The following is an 18,007-nucleotide window of genomic DNA, read 5'->3' as shown; positions in this document are numbered from 1 at the left end:
CGCGGGTTGTGCAAGAGGTTGAAATCTCAACTAAATCAAATTGTTAACTTTGCTTTGTCTAGGTAGCTAGCCATGCACCTACTATTGAATACATAGACCCTGTGTTGCCATAAAGGTGTGTGCTATTACTTTTAAGTGAGGTTCAAATGTCTTTTTTTGCTGATAATTTGAATGCTCTACCCGGGCTGGAACACGCATTCGGCTCGGCCAGCAATTTCCATAAACCCACAAACTTATTTTGTTGTGCTCAGAAGCATGGTGCAAACGTCATTCAAGTGGGCGATGCAGATGAGTCTGGTGCCATCGCTGGGGACGCGATTTTCACACGTACAACCCGTCCCATAGGAATCGTGACAGCAGACTGTCTACCTATTCTTGTAGGTTCAAAAAAAGATAAGTTCGTTGCTGCCATTCATGGCGGCTGGCAAGGATTAGCGGCAGGTATAATCGAAAATTCCTTTCTTGCGTTCATACGAGAAAATATCTCGTTAGAACATTTGCAAGTTGCAATAGGTCCTGCCATACATTCATGTTGCTATGAGGTTGGAAAGGAGCTTGTTGATACAATTGAACAGGCGCATGGACATCTTTGGCGGGGGCGCCAGGCGCCATGGTCTAGAGTTCGTACAGAATCAGAGTTTGGCGTTACTCTCCGTCGTGCACCTGTCAGTCATAACGAAGCGTGGGTTGATCTCACTCTTTATGGCCTTTATTTGCTAGAGGATTTGGGGGTGGGCCGTATGCAAGTTGAGGTGGCGGGGATATGCACTTATTGTAGTGGGGATGAATGGGGTAGTTACAGGAGGCGAAAGCATCAAAGTGAGTCGAAGGCTTTTCAGTACTCATGGATACGCCTGCGAGAATGCTGAAGTCAATAGAGGGTCCAAATATTGTAGTTGCTTTGCCTTGTGGGCGTATTCCAATTGGCATTATTTAATATGTTATATATAGTCTTTGATAATTGCATAGGCAATGGCTTGTGCTCTATTGGTAGTGCCTATTTTATTTTGTATTGTTTTGTAGTGAAAGTTTATGGCGTCTTGCGAGAGCCCAAGTATTATTGCGATTTCTTCAGACGTTTTCCCGTCTGCGCCCCAACGTAAAATCTCTTTCTCTCGTGTCGACAGTGTTACAGCCAAAGAAGTAGGGCTATTTATTTTACTCATCCAGTTATGAATTTCCGTTGTCATTTGTTCTATCACAAAGTGCAGTATTTTCATCTCTCTATGTTCGATTTTTTGATGGGCTCGTGCCAGTAGTAAGTGCTCGAACACGCCATCCTGCTTTGGTATTGATTGCGTTATGTAATAAATATTGTCATCCAAGTTGAATAAGGGGGCAGTGTTGTGTGCCTCGAGATGACTTAATGTGTCTAAGTGTTCTGTACAAATTCTAAAGAAACCTGATGTGATGTTTGCACGCTTTGTGCTAAGTAGCGGGGCTGGATTGAATGGGTAATTTCCATAGGTGTGGTTTTTTGGATTTGTAAAAGGTGTTGGGTATTGAATGCGGAAGGAAAAGTGTTCGAAGTTAACTTGTTTTGTTGTGCTGATGCAGGCAGTCCATAAATCATCGAGCGTTTTGCACGCAGAAAATGTTTTGCTCAGGTAGCTTGTTAGTGACTTGAGTTGCACTTTATTGTTCATGGCGATCCCCTTAGCGCTTTAACTATTTCACGATAAGGTGAGTATTTGCCATCTGCTTTGAGGAGTTAATAGGTGTTTTCCCACGAGGTCTATCAACGTTCTGCTTGTTGCGAAGGATAAATCCTACAAATTACTTGTCTGGTTCAACACAAAGGCTTCGGAATAAAATTTATTTATGAATCTGCTTGTTTTCACATGCTGAATGACTGGTAAGGCACAGTCGGGTTGGTTCGCTCCCCCCAAAAAACAAAAAACCCCGCCAAACCCAACTGTTGCCAGGGTTTAACGGGGGTTTTGGGTCAGGCGGTTTGACCCGCCTGCCTGCTCAGCTTATTGGCAAGCTTCGCAATCCGGCTCGTCAATGGCGCAAGCCTTTGGCACCGGTGCCGGGCCGGCTGGGGCCGCAGCAACGTCTTCACTGTTTTTGCCGCTCGATACTGCGTTGAGCTTGCCGGTGTTGACGGTGGACTTCTCGGTGCTGGTCGCAGCCAGGGCACGGAGGTAGTAGGTGGTTTTCAGACCACGGTACCAGGCCATGCGGTAGGTCACGTCCAGCTTCTTGCCCGAAGCGCCAGCGATGTACAGGTTCAGCGACTGCGCCTGGTCGATCCACTTCTGACGACGGCTGGCGGCGTCAACAATCCACTTGGTGTCCACTTCGAACGCAGTGGCATACAGCTCTTTGAGCTCTTGCGGGATGCGTTCGATCTGCTGCACGGAACCGTCGTAGTACTTCAGGTCGTTGATCATGACCGAGTCCCACAGATCGCGAGCCTTGAGATCGCGAACCAGGTACGGGTTGATCACGGTGAATTCGCCCGACAGGTTCGATTTCACATACAGGTTCTGGTAGGTCGGTTCGATCGACTGCGACACGCCGGTGATGTTGGCGATGGTGGCGGTCGGTGCGATGGCCATGATGTTGGAGTTGCGAATGCCTTTTTGTACACGGGCGCGAACCGGTGCCCAGTCCAGGGATTCGTTCAGGTCAACGTCGATGTACTTCTGGCCGCGCTGCTCGATCAGAATCTGTTGCGAATCCAGCGGCAGGATGCCTTTGGACCACAGCGAACCCTGGAACGTCTCGTAAGCGCCACGCTCGTCAGCCAGGTCGCAGGACGCCTGGATCGCGTAGTAGCTGACCGCTTCCATCGACTTGTCGGCAAATTCCACGGCGGCTTGCGAAGCGTAAGGAATGTGCTGCAGGTACAGGGCGTCCTGGAAACCCATGATCCCCAGACCAACCGGACGGTGCTTGAAGTTCGAGTTGCGCGCTTGCGGTACCGAGTAGTAGTTGATGTCGATCACGTTATCGAGCATGCGAACGGCGACGTCGATGGTGCGCTTGAGCTTGTCGGTGTCCAGCTTGCCGTTGACGATGTGGTTCGGCAGGTTGATCGAGCCCAGGTTGCAAACCGCGATTTCGTCCTTGTTGGTGTTCAAGGTGATTTCGGTGCACAGGTTCGAGCTGTGAACCACGCCCACGTGCTGCTGCGGGCTGCGCAGGTTGCACGGGTCTTTGAAGGTCAGCCAAGGGTGGCCGGTTTCAAACAGCATGGACAGCATTTTGCGCCACAGGTCTTTGGCCTGGATGGTCTTGAACAGCTTGATCTTGCCCGGGTACTGGGACAGTGCTTCGTAGTACTCGTAGCGCTCTTCGAAGGCCTTGCCGGTCAGGTCGTGCAGGTCCGGTACTTCGGACGGCGAGAACAGGGTCCACGGGCCGTCATCGAAGACGCGCTTCATGAACAGGTCAGGGATCCAGTTGGCGGTGTTCATGTCGTGGGTACGACGACGGTCATCACCGGTGTTCTTGCGCAGCTCGATGAACTCTTCGATGTCCATGTGCCAGGTTTCCAGGTAGGCACATACAGCGCCTTTGCGCTTGCCACCCTGGTTAACGGCTACGGCGGTGTCGTTCACCACTTTCAGGAACGGTACAACGCCCTGGGATTTGCCGTTGGTGCCCTTGATCCACGAACCCAATGCACGTACCGGAGTCCAGTCGTTGCCCAGGCCGCCGGCGAATTTCGACAACATGGCGTTGTCGTGGATCGCGTGGTAGATGCCCGACAGGTCGTCCGGCACGGTAGTCAGGTAGCAGCTGGAGAGCTGCGGACGCTGGGTACCGGCGTTGAACAGGGTCGGTGTCGAGGCCATGTAGTCGAAAGACGACAACAGGTTGTAGAACTCGATGGCACGGTCTTCTTTTTGCTTCTCTTCGATCGCCAGGCCCATGGCCACGCGCATGAAGAAGATCTGCGGCAGTTCGAAACGCACGCCATCGTGGTGGATGAAGTAACGGTCGTACAGGGTTTGCAGGCCCAGGTAGGTGAACTGCTGATCGCGCTCGTGGTTGATCGCCTTGCCCAGTTTTTCCAGGTCGAAGGTGGCCAGCACCGGGTTCAGCAGGTCGAACTCGATACCCTTGGCGATGTAGGCAGGCAGGGCCTTGGCGTACAGGTCAGCCATCTCGTGGTGGGTGGCGCTGTCAGCTACTTTCAGGAAGCTCAGGCCTTCGGCGCGCAGGGTGTCCATCAGCAGGCGCGCGGTCACGAACGAGTAGTTCGGCTCACGCTCTACCAGGGTGCGGGCGGTCATCACCAGGGCGGTGTTGACGTCGCTCAGCGCTACGCCGTCGTAGAGGTTTTTCAGGGTTTCGCGCTGAATCAGCTCGCCGTCCACTTCTTCCAGACCTTCGCAGGCCTCGGAAACGATGGTGTTCAGGCGACCCATGTCCAGAGGGGCGAAGGTGCCGTCGGCACGGGTGATGCGGATCGACGGGTGAGCCTGCACGGCGTCTTCGGCCGGTGCGCGGTTGGCGCGTTCCTTGGAGCGTGCGTCACGGTAGATCACATAGTCGCGGGCCACTTTTTGCTCGCCGGCGCGCATCAGGGCCAGTTCTACCTGGTCCTGGATTTCTTCGATGTGGATGGTGCCACCCGATGGCATGCGACGCTTGAAAGTTGCGGTGACCTGTTCGGTCAGGCGCGCAACGGTGTCGTGAATGCGCGACGAAGCGGCAGCATTGCCGCCTTCAACTGCGAGAAACGCCTTGGTGATGGCAACGGTGATCTTGTCATCGGTGTAAGGAACCACAGCCCCGTTACGTTTGATCACGCGCAGCTGGCCTGGCGCGGTCGCAGACAGATCCAGATTTGAATCGGTACCCTGCGAGTTCTCGCGAGTTGTATCGGTTTGCATGGGGGTGTCTCCACATTCTCTATGTTTGTTTGGGCGCCTTTTGGGTGCCCACCGTTCCGTCCTGAAGCACTACAACCGGTAATGAACCGGGCATAACAACTTCGGGACGTACAGAAGGGGGGGTTAAGCCGCTTCCGTGCCGAAGTCTTGATTCACGCAGACCGCGTGAAACCGTATTCCTGTTGGATGACAGTATTTTTACTGCAACACCCGGGCCGCTTTCCGACCTTTGGGCTGGAAAACGGTTGCCATCCGCATAAGCGGTTTGGACTTTGAAAGCTGCGTTTGGTTTAACCCGACAGGCGCGAGAAAAGGGCTTGAAATTCTCGTCTGAGTTGTGTTGGGTTTTTGGCCTAAAACCCTACATATGGGGTTTTTTGGCGAAGCTGATACAAGATATGCGTTTTATAGGGGTTGTGCAACGTACTGCCTGTGGATAACCCTGTGTGTAAATTGTGTGTGAAAGCTTGGAGATCCACGTAGGCCGCACTGCACCGGCATTTAGCCGTTTGTCACCGGATTTAGCCGGGACAAATCCTGTGTGCCGGATTTTGAGGGCGCGAACCCTACCACAAAAAACAGCGCTGTCCGAACGCATTTTCAGGCGGGTGCAAAGATAGGAAAGGTCAAGCACGGATTGTTGCGGGGAAGGGCCGGGAAGGCGGCGTGGAGCCTTCCCGGCAATTACGCGAAATTACTGCAACTGGAAGCTGTTTTGCTGGACGTTTTGCGAGTCCAGGCCAATTTGTACGTTGAATTCGCCAGGTTCGGCGACATGCTGTAACTGCGCGTTGTAGAACTTCAGGTCGTTCTCGCTGAGGGTGAACTGCACGACTTTCTGCTCGCCGGGGTTGAGCATGACCTTCTCGAAGTTCTTCAGCTCTTTAACCGCTCGGCTCATGGACGCAGTAACGTCCTGGATATACAGCTGAACCACCGTTGCGCCAGCACGCTTGCCGGTGTTTGTTACGGTGACGCTGGCCGTCAGGGTTGCGCCCGGCTTCAGGGTTTTGGCCGACAGGCGGACATCTGAAAGGCTGAAGTCGGTGTAGCTCAAACCATAGCCAAACGGGTACAGCGGGCTGTCGCCCTCATCAAAGTACTGCGAGGTGTAGTTGCCCGGTTTGCCCGGCGTGAAGGGACGGCCAATGCTCAGATGGCTGTAGTAGGTCGGGATCTGGCCAACGGAGCGTGGGAAAGTGATCGGCAACTTGCCGGAGGGGTTGTAGTCGCCAAATAGCACGTCGGCAATGGCGTTGCCGCCTTCGGTGCCGCTGAACCAGGTTTCCAGCACGGCATCGGCCTGCTGCTGTTGCACATCGATCGACAACGGGCGGCCGTTCATCAATACCAGCACCAACGGCTTGCCGGTGGCTTTGAGGGCCGTAATCAGGGCGCGCTGGCTGGCAGGAATGTCCAGATTGGTGCGGCTCGACGACTCGTGGGACATGCCCCGCGACTCACCTACCACAGCAACCACCACGTCGGCCTGCTGCGCAGCCTTGACGGCTTCGTCGATCATGACCTGCGCCGGGCGCGGGTCGTTGACCACTTCGGGTGCATCAAAATTGAGGAAGTTGAGGTAGTCGACGACGCTTTGATCGTCCGTGATATTGGCACCACGGGCGTAGATCAGGTTGTCCTGTTGGGCGATGGCATTGCGCATGCCGTCAAATACGGTCACCGATTGCGCAGGCTGACCGGCTGCGGCCCAGCTGCCCATAATATCAATCGGGGCTTTGGCCAGCGGGCCAACCAGGGCAATGCGCGCCTGCTTGTTGAGGGGCAGGGTATCGTTCTGGTTTTTCAGCAATACCAGGCTCTTGCGTGCCACTTCACGGGCTTCGGCACGATGCAGGCGGCTGTCGGCCTTGGTGTCGGCCGGGTCATCTTCGGCCTTGCCGATACGCAGGTACGGGTCGGCAAACAGGCCCATGTCGTATTTGGCTCCGAGCACTTCACGTACGGCATTGTCCAGATCGCTCTGCGGCACTTCGCCGGACTTGAGCAGGCCGGGCAGCTCTTCACCGTAGGCCTTGTCGTTCATGCTCATGTCGATACCGGCCTTGATCGCCAGCTTGGCGGCCTCGCGGCTGTCCTTGGCCACGCCGTGTTTGATCAGCTCGTTAATCGCGCCGTGGTCGCTGACTGCCACGCCTTTGAAGCCCCAGTCCTTGCGCAGCAAATCCTGCATCAGCCACATGTTCGAAGTGGCCGGCACGCCATTGATCGAGTTAAGGGCCACCATCACGCTGCCCGCGCCTGCCTCAATAGCGGCGTGGTAAGGCGGCAGATAGTCCTGAAACATGCGTGTCGGGCTCATGTCCACAGTGTTGTAGTCCCGGCCGCCTTCCACCGCGCCATACAGGGCGAAGTGCTTGACGCTGGCCATGATATTGCCGGGCAGGGCCGGGGATGCGCCCTGATAGGCCTGCACCATCACCTTGGCGATGCGCGAGACCAGGTAGGTGTCTTCGCCAAAGCCCTCGGAGGTACGGCCCCAGCGCGGGTCACGGGCGATGTCGACCATCGGCGCGAAGGTCAGGTCGATACTGTCGGCGCTGGCCTCCCTGGCGGCGATGCGGCCGCTCAGGCCGATGGCGTCCATGTCCCAGCTGGAGGCCAGGGCCAGGCTGATCGGGAAAATCGTTCGGTGGCCGTGGATCACGTCGTACGCGAAAAACATCGGAATCTGCAAGCGACTGCGCATGGCGGCGTCTTGCATCGGGCGGTTTTCGTCGCGGCTGATGGAGTTGAACGTACCGCCGATGCGGCCCGCAGCGATTTCCTTGCGGATCATCTCGCGGGGCATTTCCGGGCCGATACTGATGAGGCGCAGTTGGCCGATCTTTTCATCGACGCTCATCTTTTTCAGCAGCTCAGCGACGAACACGTCTTTGGGGGGGAGCGGGGCGGCCGGGGTTTGAGCCCAGGCGGTGTGACTGGCCAGGCTGATGACGATGCCCAGCAAACACATATTTCTCATTGGATTCTTCTGCGCAGCCGCTCACTTGAAGCGAGGGAGACCCACGCTCGTGCAGCGATATTGTTCTGGGGAGGTATCAGGAGTACTCGAATCAAAGATTTGACCTACCTTTAGAACGGAGTATTCCTGCATGGCAGGCAGTCTTTTAGCTGATTCGCCGCGAGCAATCCAGTATTGCCGGGAGTTATTAGGCGTGGTGTGTGGTCAATAAACCCAATGTTGTTATTTCGGAGCGTTGCAAGCATGGGCATACAAAGTTTTAAAGCAGCGGGCTGGAAAGCCCTCGCCCTTCTGGCCTTGAGCAGTCTGCTGGCGGGGTGCGGGATCAACACCATTCCCACCCTCGACGAACAGGTCAAGGCGGCCTGGTCCCAGGTGCAGAACCAGTATCAGCGTCGTTCTGACTTGATCCCCAATCTGGTCGAAACGGTCAAGGGTGCAGCCAAGCAGGAGCAGGCCACCCTGACCGCGGTGATTGAAGCGCGGGCCAAGGCCACCTCGATCCAGGTTGATGCCAGCACGCTGAACAACCCGGAAAAACTCAAGCAGTTCCAGGACGCGCAGAACCAGCTGACCGGAGCATTGAGCCGGTTGATGGTGGTGTCCGAGCGCTACCCTGACCTTAAATCCAACCAGAACTTTCTGGCGTTGCAATCACAGCTGGAAGGCACGGAAAACCGCATCAGCGTGGCGCGGCGCGACTTTATCCTCGCGGTTGAACGCTACAACACCGAGATCCGTACCTTCCCGGGGCGTTTGTGGCATGCGGTGATGTACAGCGACCTGCCGGTGCGCTCCACATTCGAAGCCACCACCCCGGACGCCGACAAAGCGCCGGAAGTGAAGTTTTAACGGCCTTATACCGTTCCCCCCCCTGTGGGAGCGAGCTTGTTGTGGGAGCGGGCTTGCTCGCGATGGAATCAACGCGATTTGCCTGACAGACCGCGCCGCATGCATCGCGAGCAAGCCCGCTCCCACAATGGATAACAAACGTTCGAGGTAGCGATGCGCGTATCAAGACTGGGGTTGGGCCTGTTGCTGTGGCTATTTATAGCCACGGCCCAGGCGCTGACCTTTCCCGCGCTCAGCGGGCGGGTAGTGGACGAGGGGCAAATGCTCACGCCCGCCACCCGCGAGCAATTGACGCAAAGCCTGCAGGCTCACGAAAAGGCCACCGGCGAGCAAGTGGTGGTGGTCACCGTGCCTGACCTGCAGGGCATGCCCATCGAAGACTACGGCTACCAACTGGGCCGTGCCTGGGGTATCGGGCAAAAGGACAAAAATAACGGCGCCTTGCTGATCGTGGCCCGCGACGACCGCAAGTTGCGCATCGAGGTCGGCTATGGCCTTGAGGATCGCCTCACCGATGCCCAGGCCTCGGTGATTATCAACCAGATCATCACCCCGGCCTTTAAAACCGGGGACTACAACCAAGGTATCAGCGACGGTGTGGGTGCCATCCTGCAAGTATTGGGCGGCACGCCCCTGGCCGAACCGGCCTACGCCAGCAGCCAGGGTGACGGCAGCGACTTTATGGCCGAGCACCCCGGGGGGGTGATGCTGCTATTTATCCTGTTTGTACTGGTGGTTGCCGCCTGTCAGTTCTATGGCATCTGCAATTCGGGTGGCAGTGGCGGTTCGCGCTCCGGTGGTTTTGGCGGTGGCGGGTTCGGCGGAGGCGGTGGTGGCGGTTTTCGCGGCGGTGGTGGCAGCTTCGGCGGCGGCGGAGCCTCTGGTGGCTGGTAATTCACTTTTTAACGAGTACGAGACTTATGGCTTTATTAACCCCCGAGCAACAACGGCAGGTCGAAGACGCGGTTACCCGTGCCGAACAGCACACCGACGCCGAAATCGTCACCGTGCTGGCTCCCCGTGCCGATGACTACAGCTACATCCCCTTGCTATGGGCCAGCCTGATTGCCTTGGTGCTGCCCGCCGTGGTGCACTTCTTGAACAGCGGCCTGGCGACTTACACTCTGCTGATGCTGCAATGGGCCAGCTTTGTCTTTCTTAGCCTGATCTTTCGCATCCCGGCCATAACCACGCGCCTGATTCCGCCCCGCGTGCGGCATTGGCGTGCCAGTAACCTGGCCCGGCGCCAGTTTCTCGAACAAAAACTGCACCACACTGCTGGGCGCACGGGTGTACTGATTTTTGTCAGTGAAGCTGAACGTTATGTCGAAATACTGGTGGATGAAGGGATATCCCGCCATCTGGACGACAGTGACTGGGGCACTATCGTCAGCGATTTCGTACGCCGCGTGGCGTTGGGGCATACGGCAGAAGGTTTTATCACTTGCATCGATGCCTGCGCTGAAGTGCTCGCACAGCACATACCCAAAACCCAAGCGCGCAACCAACTGCCGAATCGGTTGGTGATGTTGTAATCATTTTCTTAGTGGCTTTGATATTTCCGACACTTTGATGAGAAGTGTCGGGCTTTTGTAAAGTTATCTTTATGGTTTTATTCTTGTCTGTCCGTAAGTAAGTTCTTGCTGGGTCGTGATATAAATTTCTTCTGATTATAATTTTCATTGTTGTGAAAAACTGTGTTGTCATTTTTTTGAATGATGGCTAGGTTGTGTTTGAGCGTTTTTGTTGGGTGCTTTTCCGTGAGAAATTAAATGGTTTGGGAGAAAAGGGTTGAAGCTTACGCACAGGGAGAAAGAAGTGCTTGATTTGCTTTTGCAGGGGCGCACGAACAAGAAGATAGCGCAACAGTTACGTATAAGTGGTTTTACGGTACGGGATCATGTGTCTTCATTGCTGCGCAAGTACAGTGTCGGAAGTCGTATGGAGTTAGTAGTGGAGATTGGCCGTATGGGTGAAGGTTAATATGGGCTTGCGGGCCCCCTACATCGGTAGGGTTGCTATGTCAGGTGTTGAAGTTTATTTTTAGATCAAGTGCGCAAGAGGTGAGGATGAAAAAGCTGTCTTTATATATACCGCTTGATTATGTGGCGACCCGTGTGGATTTGGTTGTGATGGCGTTGAGTTGCCTGTTTATGCTGGGGCTTGGTGTGATGATGTGGGATGCGAGGGTGGAAGTGCCGCCGGAACCGAAAAAGTTGGTGCTGCGCAGCGCATATGTTACCCATCCTTTGGATCGGTCGAAGTCGTCAGCTTTTTTGTATTTTACTGTGGGGCAAGATGAAGGGGGTTATAAGTACAGGGTTGAGTTCTCCAGTGAGGATGCAAGGTTGTTGGATGTTCAGAAGCATAAAAAGTTGTGGGTGGCTGTAGATGCTAGTGGTGAGAGTGAATTTGTATGGGCTGTGTATGATGATGAACTTCGATTGATGGTGAGTCGTAAGCAGATTGAGTGGTGGGTGCGATATAACAATGGTGGTAATTACCTTGCGATTGTGTTGTCGTGCCTGGCTTTAAGTTATTGCGGTTTTTTCATGTTCAGGTGTGGTATTTGGAATCGGTATTGTTGCAGGAGTATGGTTGATGGCAATAGGGGAGGTTGAGGGAGGTATTTATGTAGTTGATGATTTCTTGACTGAAGCTGAAGAGAAGGCGATCGCTATTCAGCTTAAGGGTGAAGTGTGGCGCTATAACTGGCCAAGCTATGAAAATTCGTCCTCTGTGAGGCCCTGCTGGCACGTGTTTATTGCAGGTAAGGGTCGCCCGCTAGTTCAGTCAAGCCTTGAGGAGTTGAGGGGGAATAAGCCTTGGAGTTTTTTAACCCATGTGTGGGAGCGATTTCTGGCATTGCATGATTTTAAAATTACTTTGTTAGGCGTTTATGCGAACGGACAGACGTTTGGTCAAGATACGATCATTCATCGAGACAATAAAGTACATCCCGGATTAACGATTGTTGTATTTTGTAATGAGCACTGGCCGACCTCTTGGGGTGGTGAACTGGTTTTTTACAATGACACTAAAGAGCATATTATCAAGGCGGTATTGCCGAAACCAAGGCGTATGGTGGTGTTCGACGGGCGAATCCCCCATGCCGCACGATCACCTTCAAATACATGTGATCAAGTCAGGATGACCCTGGCATTTAAAACAATAATTGAGGAATAGCTGATGGCAGGTAAAATTGAAATAATAATAGGTGTTATTGATGATGGTGTTATCGTGGGCTCGGGAGCGGTTGCCGTATCAGATCAGCTTGTAACCAATAATGAGGGGGCAGCACTACTGACTCAGTCAGCCCAGACAGGTGCGGTTGTGGCGAGTGTTACTTCGGTGACTAAACTGGCGGGCCCCTACGTGCCAATAATTAGTCTGCCAGGGAATATTATCGCGGGAACTATTACATTCCTGAAGGTGGGGATGGATGTGAAGGCTGGGCGTGAAGTTAAAAAGGGTGAGCTGTATAGTCTACTGGGTAATGGAGTTGGGGTTGTTGGAACATTTGTTGTTTTGTCCGGTGCGGGGGCTTTTTTTGTTGGGTCTTTAGCTGTAGCTGCTATTGCGACAGGTTTGTTGTCAATTTACCACTCAGATATTTTCGGGAATGTGATGGCTGCTGCTGACGATTTCTTTAGAAATAATAGAGGTGATAGTTATCTTGATTATATGTGCGCGCCAGATATGCGCATCGTAGATCGGAACACGCTAAGAACGGCTTATGCCAATAAGATTTTTTCTTGTGATTGGGTGGCGACGACGGGTGAGTTGTTGCCTTCTTCGGTGGTTGTGAGCAATGAAAGTAATAGTGTCGTGATAGGAGGAGGAGGAGGAGGAGGAGGAGGAGGAGGAGAAATGGTGCTCGGTGGCACATATATACCCTTCGGATCTTCTGCTTCCGAGTTGTCTGGTTATGGTGCTGGACGCGTGGATATTAGTCTTGAATTTGGTGGTGATATTTATGGGGGAGGGGATAAATATCTGGGGGATAGTTATCATAAGTGATTTTTTAGGCTGGTAACTTTGGTTGGTTTTTTAAAGGTTAGATTATTAAATGTTCATGTTGTGCTGTGTAAGTTAATGATCTTCACATGTCGGCCGGCATTCTTACTGTTCTACTCATATGAGCTGCAATTATTTTTCACATCACAAACCATTTATAATTGTTGGCAAGGTCTGCATACCCGCCACTGTCCGTGCCCGTATGAAATTACCCCGTGCCCTGAGCGCCCAACACGCCTAAAATACCTGCCATTCGTTTTCTGATTTTCCCTCCTGCACCCCCGAGGCACCTTTTTCAATGTCAGTGACTGCTACCACCGCCGCGTCTGTGCCGGATCATCGTGCGCAATTTTTGAACCTGCTGGAAACCGGTCTGGCCCAGAATTCCTTTATCAAGCTGGTGCTGGCCAAATACGTGGGCCCCGAGGCTGAATTGCAGCGGGTGATCATCAAGCAGGTAACAGTCAAGGAGCAGCCTTGCCTGTCCTTTGTATATCGCTATAAAACCCGCGATATCACCAAGAATTTCCCGCTGGACGAAGGCGTGGCGATCATTGCCGGCCTGCTGCCCGAAGCGTTCAAGAATGCCCACCTGCTGACCCTGACCGACGAAGTGCAGCTTGAATACAGCAAAAAGGGTAAAAGCTCGCTGTTCAAAGGCAAAAGCCAGCAAGAGCGCGAAGTGCCGTCGGCTGAGCACAATCGTGAGAAAAATCGCTTTCTGGATCTGACCCGGCCGTTTCTGGCGGACCTGGGTGTGACCAACAAGCAGCAAGAACTGATCCCGGCGATGTCGCGCAAGTGGAAGCAGATCAACAAGTTTATCGAGGTGTTTTCCCACGCCCTGAGCAGCTCACCGCTCAAGCTCGATCAGCCGGTCAAGGTGGTGGATTTCGGTTCGGGCAAGGGTTACCTGACGTTTGCCATTCACGATTACCTGCGTCACAGCCTGCAAGCCGAAGGCCTGGTGACCGGGGTTGAGCTGCGTGAAGACATGGTCACGCTGTGCAATAACGCCGCCCAGCGTCTGGAGCACCCGGGCCTGACCTTCCAGCACGGCGATGTGCGCAGTTTTGCACCCACCCCGATCGATGTGATGATCGCCCTGCATGCCTGTGATATTGCCACCGACTATGCGATTCATATGGGCATTCGCTCCGGGGCGGCAATCATCATGTGCTCGCCGTGCTGCCACAAACAGATCCGCCTGCAAATCCAGAGCCCGGCGCTGCTCAAGCCGATGCTGCAATACGGCCTGCACCTGGGCCAGCAGGCCGAAATGGTCACCGACAGCCTGCGCGCGCTGTACCTCGAAGCCTGCGGCTATGACACCAAGGTGTTCGAGTTTATCTCGCTGGAACATACCAATAAAAACAAGATGATCCTCGCGGTCAAACGTGCCGGACCTTCCGATCCGGCGCAGTTGTTGGTGAAAATCCAGGAACTCAAGGCGTTCTACAACATTCAGGAACACTGCCTCGAAACCCTGCTTCAGGCAGACGGTTTGCTCAAGTAAGCCTGTAAGCAGCTCCGGCGGGAACGTAGTACATGGCTATTACCCGCCCGCGCGCTCAGGGGTTACCTTGGCTACTCTTACTGGCCCAAGGTCTTACCCCACAGGAGCACGCACCATGGCAGCGAAAAAAATTCTGATGCTGGTTGGCGATTACGTCGAAGACTATGAAGTGATGGTGCCGTTTCAGGCACTGTTGATGGTCGGCCATCAGGTTCATGCGGTATGCCCGGGAAAAACCGCAGGCCAGACCGTACGCACTGCCATCCACGACTTCGAAGGCGACCAAACTTACAGCGAAAAGCCCGGGCACTTGTTTGCCCTGAATTTCGACTTTGACAAGGTGAAAGCCAGCGATTACGACGCACTGCTGGTGCCGGGCGGTCGTGCGCCGGAATACCTGCGTCTGAACGAAAAGGTGCTGGAGCTAGTGCGTGACTTCGACAAGGCGGCCAAGCCAATTGCAGCAGTGTGCCATGGTGCGCAACTGCTAGCCGCTGCGGGCACGCTGGAAGGCCGTGAGTGCAGTGCTTACCCGGCGTGTGCACCGGAAGTGCGGCTGGCGGGGGGGACTTATATCGATATCGATGTGACCAAGGCCCATGTGCAAGGCAACCTGGCCACAGCCCCTGCGTGGCCGGCACATCCGGCGTGGCTGGCGGCATTCCTGGGTTTGCTGGGTACCCAAATCACTTTGTAGGCAGAGGGCGTGACCATGTGTGAACTGTATGTAAAAGCCGACCCGATTCTTTACGAGTCACGTTCGCGCTCGTTGCGTATTTGCGGTGTGGTCACCACTTTGCGCCTGGAAAACCAGTTCTGGGACATCCTCAGCGAAATCGCCGAAACAGATGGCATGACCACCAACCAGTTGGTGGCCAAGCTCTATGAAGAGGTGATGGATTATCGCGGCGAAGTAGTCAACTTTGCCTCGTTCCTGCGCGTGAGCTGCACCCGCTACTTGAGCCAGCGCCGGGTGCAGGCGCCGGAGTTGAGTGTGGTAGCACGTCACAGTAGCCGCGCGCTCCCGCAATAGCGCTTGCGGGTGTGAGCGGTACACACCTGTGGGAGCCGGGCTTGCCCGCGATGGCGTCGGCGCGGTCGGCCAGATACACCGTGCCGGCGGAATCGCGAGCAAGCCCGCTCCCACAGAGGGTTTGCCGGATCAGCCAGCTCAGAAGAACCGCGTCACGCTGATCTTGGCATTGCGGCCCTGGCTGTAGGCGTTTTCGCCACTGAGCATCGGCTGATAGTTTTTATTGAACATGTTGTCCAGGGTGAAGTTGACTTCGGTGCCCTTGAGGTACGGCTGCTGCGGCTTCCAGTTGGCAAACAGGCCCTGCACGTTGTAGCTGTCGTTGGGGAACTGGTCCCAGTAGCGGTCGCCCAGCGCACTGATCGGGCTGCTGTAGTAGTTGTCGCTCGGCAAGCGGTCGGTCTTGCGTACGAATTCTCCCTTCCAGCCAATCCGGGCATCCAGGCTCGGGATCTTGGTACCCAGTACGGCAATCCACTTGGGCGCGGGTATGTCACGCGCCCAGACGTTGGGACCCCAAGGGTTGGTGTAGGCGCCTTGGTGTTTGCCGGTCATCCATGCGTATGACAGGGATCCGAACACGTAGGTGGATTCGTAGAAGCTCTCAATTTCGAAGCCCTTGATGGTCACGCTGCCAATGTTGCGGTAATTGGGCATGTTGGGCCCGCACGCATCGCTCATGCTGACCGTAGGGGTTTGCGCGGCGCAGCCGACGCCCGTGGCCTTGAAAATCTCGTCGTCGACGGTGTTGCGGAACAGGGTGGTACGCACCAGGGCGTGGTCGTTGTCGCCAAAAATCTGGTCGAAGGTGGTGATGTTGCCACCGCGCCAGCCGGTGATGCGCTCCGGATCAAGGCCCAGGCTGCTGGAGGTGCGGCTGCCGACGCCTTGTACTTCGTACTGCTCGTCAATCACCGGGGCACGCCAGGTTTTGCTGTAGTCCAGGAACAGGGCGGTTTTCGGGGTGATTTTCCAGAAGGCCGACAGGCGAGGCGACCAGCCGGTGTAGGTTTTGTCGCTGTAGTCGTGACCCAACTCCGGGTGGTTATAGTACGGCGCGTCGTTTTCCTGGCCGCGATTGCGTACGTGGTCGTAGCGCATGGACGGCGTGAGGGTGAAGTCACCCCAAGTGATGGCGTCCTGAATATAGAAGCTGTTGGTGTCGACCTTGCCCCGGGGCATGAAGTTGGGCTGGTAGTGGCCGTAGTTGTACTTTTCGACGTCGTAGATACCGCCCGGCATCCACATGTCCACATCACGCTGGTGCTTGCGAAGTTGCACGCCGGTGGTCACTGCATGGTCCAGCGGGCCGCTGGCAAACAGGCTGATGTTCTCGACCTGGAGCATGTCATCGGTGTAGCCGGTTTCCATCTTGCGCCCGCCGCTGGTGGGCTGGGTAAAGGCCTGGGCATCGCGCTTGTCGGTTTGCTCGGTGTTGGAGTGCGAGTACTTGACCTCCAGATCCACCAGCGGGTTGTCCAGGGGTTCGTATTTGTATTTGGCCGACCAGGTGGTGTCGATCGTCGAGCGGTTGGACAGGTAGCGCCGCGCTGCTATGTCGTAGCCATATTTGTCGATGTTGGCCTGGCTGGGTGGCGCTGGGTAACTGACGGCCGAGAAGGGCACCCACAAATAGTTGTTCGAGCGCGAGTAAGACATGCCCACACTGTGTTCGTCATTGAGGTGCAAGTTGAGCTTGAGCAGTTGTCCGTCCAGGTCCTGGGCCGTATTGGGCAGACGCTGCGGGTTAACCGGGTAGACATTGCCGGGGTTGGGCATTTTACCGGCCAGCTTCATGTCGTCGCCGTCGCGTCTGGTGTAGTAAAACAGGGCGTCGGCGCGACCATCTTCGGTGCGACCGTAAACAGCGCCGCTGTAGACCTGTTGATGGTCGTTGCTGCTGTAGCCGTATTTGAGCATGGCGCCGGTGTTCTTGCCCTCTTCGAGCAAGTCGGTCGCGTCCTTGGTTTCCATGTGCACAACACCGGCAAAACCGCCATTGCCGGTGTGGATATCGTGGGGGCCTTTTTCGACTTCCAGGCGTTTGATCAGCTCGGGTTCGATAAAAATCGTGCCCTGTTTGTAGCGTTCAAAGCCGCTTTTGGTCGCGCCATCGACGGTCATTTGTACGTCTTCGGCTTCTCCCATGCCCCAGATATTGATGGTCTGGCCACCGGGCTTGAGCGAGCCGCCGAGGTTGATGCCTGGCAGGGTGGCGAGCAGGCTGGGAATGTTATTGGCCTGATAGCGGTTGATTTGCTCCTGGGTCATGGTCGACTTGCCGACGTTGCTGGAGTCGACCTCGCTACCGTTGCCCACCACGCTGACTGCGCCCAGCTCCAGGCTGTTGCTGGTGGTGGTGCCGGACTCCCGGGGCCGCACGACGTAGGTGCGATCGATCTGCACAAGGCTGAAGTCGGTGTCTTTGAGCAGGCGCTGGATGGCTTCCTGTGGCTCGAAGGTGCCACTGAGTGCCGGGGCTTTCACGTTGCGTAACAGGGCTTCGTCGAACAGCAGCTGGATTTTTGCCTGCTGTGCCACCTCGCTCAGCGAACTGGCCAGCGATTGTGCTGGCAGTTGCAGTTGGATCGACTCCGCGTGGGCTTGCAGGCTGATCGCCAGGCAAGCCGCCAGCAGTGTCGGGCGGGTGTACAAATGCGAGAAGCAATGTGGTGCGCGAAACATGAAATCCCCCGGTGTGGCAACAAAGGCCAAAAAGACATGCGTTAGCAACGCAGACCGGAGGAAGACGC

The 18,007-nt window shown here is 55.2% G+C and carries 15 protein-coding genes; 11 read left to right on the top strand and 4 right to left on the bottom strand.

Annotated elements, in window-relative coordinates:
- Positions 1–146 precede the first annotated feature (146 nt).
- A complete protein-coding gene (locus tag GHO42_RS21145) occupies positions 147–869 on the top strand; it encodes a polyphenol oxidase family protein (RefSeq protein WP_095032399.1) in 723 nt (240 codons plus the stop codon).
- Between the two features lie 72 nt (positions 870–941).
- Here the strand turns inward: GHO42_RS21145 and GHO42_RS21140 are convergent, their stop codons facing one another.
- The 3 genes from GHO42_RS21140 to bglX form a co-directional block, all read right to left on the bottom strand.
- Positions 942–1,646 carry a LuxR C-terminal-related transcriptional regulator gene (locus GHO42_RS21140; protein WP_153326811.1) on the bottom strand — a complete coding sequence of 235 codons (705 nt, stop codon included), beginning with the start codon at positions 1,644–1,646 and terminating at the stop codon, positions 942–944.
- Positions 1,647–1,976: 330 nt separating this feature from the next.
- On the bottom strand, positions 1,977–4,850 hold the full coding sequence (locus tag GHO42_RS21135) for a ribonucleoside-diphosphate reductase subunit alpha (RefSeq protein ID WP_095001817.1): 2,874 nt from the start codon (positions 4,848–4,850) through the stop codon (positions 1,977–1,979).
- Positions 4,851–5,544: 694 nt separating this feature from the next.
- Positions 5,545–7,836: a beta-glucosidase BglX gene (gene bglX / locus GHO42_RS21130; RefSeq protein WP_153326809.1), complete on the bottom strand. Its 2,292-nt coding sequence runs from the start codon at positions 7,834–7,836 to the stop codon at positions 5,545–5,547.
- Between the two features lie 243 nt (positions 7,837–8,079).
- Between bglX and GHO42_RS21125 the strand changes: the two genes are divergently transcribed.
- The 10 genes from GHO42_RS21125 to GHO42_RS21080 all read left to right on the top strand — a co-directional run bounded on the left by GHO42_RS21125 (position 8,080) and on the right by GHO42_RS21080 (position 15,254).
- Positions 8,080–8,688 (top strand): LemA family protein, encoded by a 609-nt coding sequence (locus tag GHO42_RS21125; RefSeq protein WP_095001815.1) that lies wholly within the window; start codon positions 8,080–8,082, stop codon positions 8,686–8,688.
- Between the two features lie 153 nt (positions 8,689–8,841).
- A complete protein-coding gene (locus tag GHO42_RS26330; RefSeq protein WP_095022961.1) occupies positions 8,842–9,582 on the top strand; it encodes a YgcG family protein in 741 nt (246 codons plus the stop codon).
- Between the two features lie 26 nt (positions 9,583–9,608).
- Positions 9,609–10,223 carry a TPM domain-containing protein gene (locus GHO42_RS21115; protein WP_095001813.1) on the top strand — a complete coding sequence of 205 codons (615 nt, stop codon included), beginning with the start codon at positions 9,609–9,611 and terminating at the stop codon, positions 10,221–10,223.
- Between the two features lie 256 nt (positions 10,224–10,479).
- Complete coding sequence (locus GHO42_RS21110; protein WP_095001812.1) at positions 10,480–10,671, top strand: LuxR C-terminal-related transcriptional regulator; 192 nt, start codon at positions 10,480–10,482, stop codon at positions 10,669–10,671.
- A gap of 86 nt (positions 10,672–10,757) precedes the next feature.
- Positions 10,758–11,309 (top strand): hypothetical protein, encoded by a 552-nt coding sequence (locus GHO42_RS21105; RefSeq protein WP_153326807.1) that lies wholly within the window; start codon positions 10,758–10,760, stop codon positions 11,307–11,309.
- On the top strand, positions 11,290–11,874 hold the full coding sequence (locus GHO42_RS21100) for a 2OG-Fe(II) oxygenase (protein WP_095019253.1): 585 nt from the start codon (positions 11,290–11,292) through the stop codon (positions 11,872–11,874). The genes GHO42_RS21105 and GHO42_RS21100 overlap by 20 nt, the downstream gene beginning before the upstream one ends.
- Before the next feature lie 3 nt (positions 11,875–11,877).
- Positions 11,878–12,708 (top strand): hypothetical protein, encoded by an 831-nt coding sequence (locus GHO42_RS21095; RefSeq protein ID WP_153384179.1) that lies wholly within the window; start codon positions 11,878–11,880, stop codon positions 12,706–12,708.
- Between the two features lie 295 nt (positions 12,709–13,003).
- The gene (locus GHO42_RS21090; RefSeq protein WP_095038648.1) at positions 13,004–14,221 is read left to right on the top strand and encodes an SAM-dependent methyltransferase; all 1,218 of its coding nucleotides are present in this window, start codon (positions 13,004–13,006) and stop codon (positions 14,219–14,221) included.
- Positions 14,222–14,336: 115 nt separating this feature from the next.
- The gene (locus GHO42_RS21085; RefSeq protein WP_153326804.1) at positions 14,337–14,918 is read left to right on the top strand and encodes a DJ-1/PfpI family protein; all 582 of its coding nucleotides are present in this window, start codon (positions 14,337–14,339) and stop codon (positions 14,916–14,918) included.
- 15 nt (positions 14,919–14,933) lie between these two features.
- Positions 14,934–15,254, top strand: a complete 321-nt coding sequence (locus GHO42_RS21080; RefSeq protein ID WP_095026575.1) for a ribbon-helix-helix domain-containing protein — start codon at positions 14,934–14,936, stop codon at positions 15,252–15,254.
- Between the two features lie 138 nt (positions 15,255–15,392).
- Here the strand turns inward: GHO42_RS21080 and GHO42_RS21075 are convergent, their stop codons facing one another.
- On the bottom strand, positions 15,393–17,939 hold the full coding sequence (locus GHO42_RS21075; RefSeq protein WP_095001807.1) for a TonB-dependent receptor: 2,547 nt from the start codon (positions 17,937–17,939) through the stop codon (positions 15,393–15,395).
- Positions 17,940–18,007: the final 68 nt, after the last annotated feature.

Source organism: Pseudomonas sp. FSL R10-0056 (assembly GCF_009600105.1).
GTDB lineage: Bacteria > Pseudomonadota > Gammaproteobacteria > Pseudomonadales > Pseudomonadaceae > Aquipseudomonas > Aquipseudomonas bubulae.
The sequence above is the reverse complement of the archived record's forward strand: the minus strand, read 5'-3'. Positions and strand labels throughout refer to the sequence as shown.

What these genes read in the sequence shown, in the direction of transcription:
- GHO42_RS21145 (WP_095032399.1), top strand. Translation starts at nt 147, where the DNA reads ATGTCTTTTTTTGCTGATAATTTGAATGCTCTACCCGGGCTGGAACAC.
- GHO42_RS21140 (WP_153326811.1), bottom strand. Translation starts at nt 1,646, where the DNA reads ATGAACAATAAAGTGCAACTCAAGTCACTAACAAGCTACCTGAGCAAA.
- GHO42_RS21135 (WP_095001817.1), bottom strand. Translation starts at nt 4,850, where the DNA reads ATGCAAACCGATACAACTCGCGAGAACTCGCAGGGTACCGATTCAAAT.
- bglX (WP_153326809.1), bottom strand. Translation starts at nt 7,836, where the DNA reads ATGAGAAATATGTGTTTGCTGGGCATCGTCATCAGCCTGGCCAGTCAC.
- GHO42_RS21125 (WP_095001815.1), top strand. Translation starts at nt 8,080, where the DNA reads ATGGGCATACAAAGTTTTAAAGCAGCGGGCTGGAAAGCCCTCGCCCTT.
- GHO42_RS26330 (WP_095022961.1), top strand. Translation starts at nt 8,842, where the DNA reads ATGCGCGTATCAAGACTGGGGTTGGGCCTGTTGCTGTGGCTATTTATA.
- GHO42_RS21115 (WP_095001813.1), top strand. Translation starts at nt 9,609, where the DNA reads ATGGCTTTATTAACCCCCGAGCAACAACGGCAGGTCGAAGACGCGGTT.
- GHO42_RS21105 (WP_153326807.1), top strand. Translation starts at nt 10,758, where the DNA reads ATGAAAAAGCTGTCTTTATATATACCGCTTGATTATGTGGCGACCCGT.
- GHO42_RS21100 (WP_095019253.1), top strand. Translation starts at nt 11,290, where the DNA reads ATGGCAATAGGGGAGGTTGAGGGAGGTATTTATGTAGTTGATGATTTC.
- GHO42_RS21095 (WP_153384179.1), top strand. Translation starts at nt 11,878, where the DNA reads ATGGCAGGTAAAATTGAAATAATAATAGGTGTTATTGATGATGGTGTT.
- GHO42_RS21090 (WP_095038648.1), top strand. Translation starts at nt 13,004, where the DNA reads ATGTCAGTGACTGCTACCACCGCCGCGTCTGTGCCGGATCATCGTGCG.
- GHO42_RS21085 (WP_153326804.1), top strand. Translation starts at nt 14,337, where the DNA reads ATGGCAGCGAAAAAAATTCTGATGCTGGTTGGCGATTACGTCGAAGAC.
- GHO42_RS21080 (WP_095026575.1), top strand. Translation starts at nt 14,934, where the DNA reads ATGTGTGAACTGTATGTAAAAGCCGACCCGATTCTTTACGAGTCACGT.
- GHO42_RS21075 (WP_095001807.1), bottom strand. Translation starts at nt 17,939, where the DNA reads ATGTTTCGCGCACCACATTGCTTCTCGCATTTGTACACCCGCCCGACA.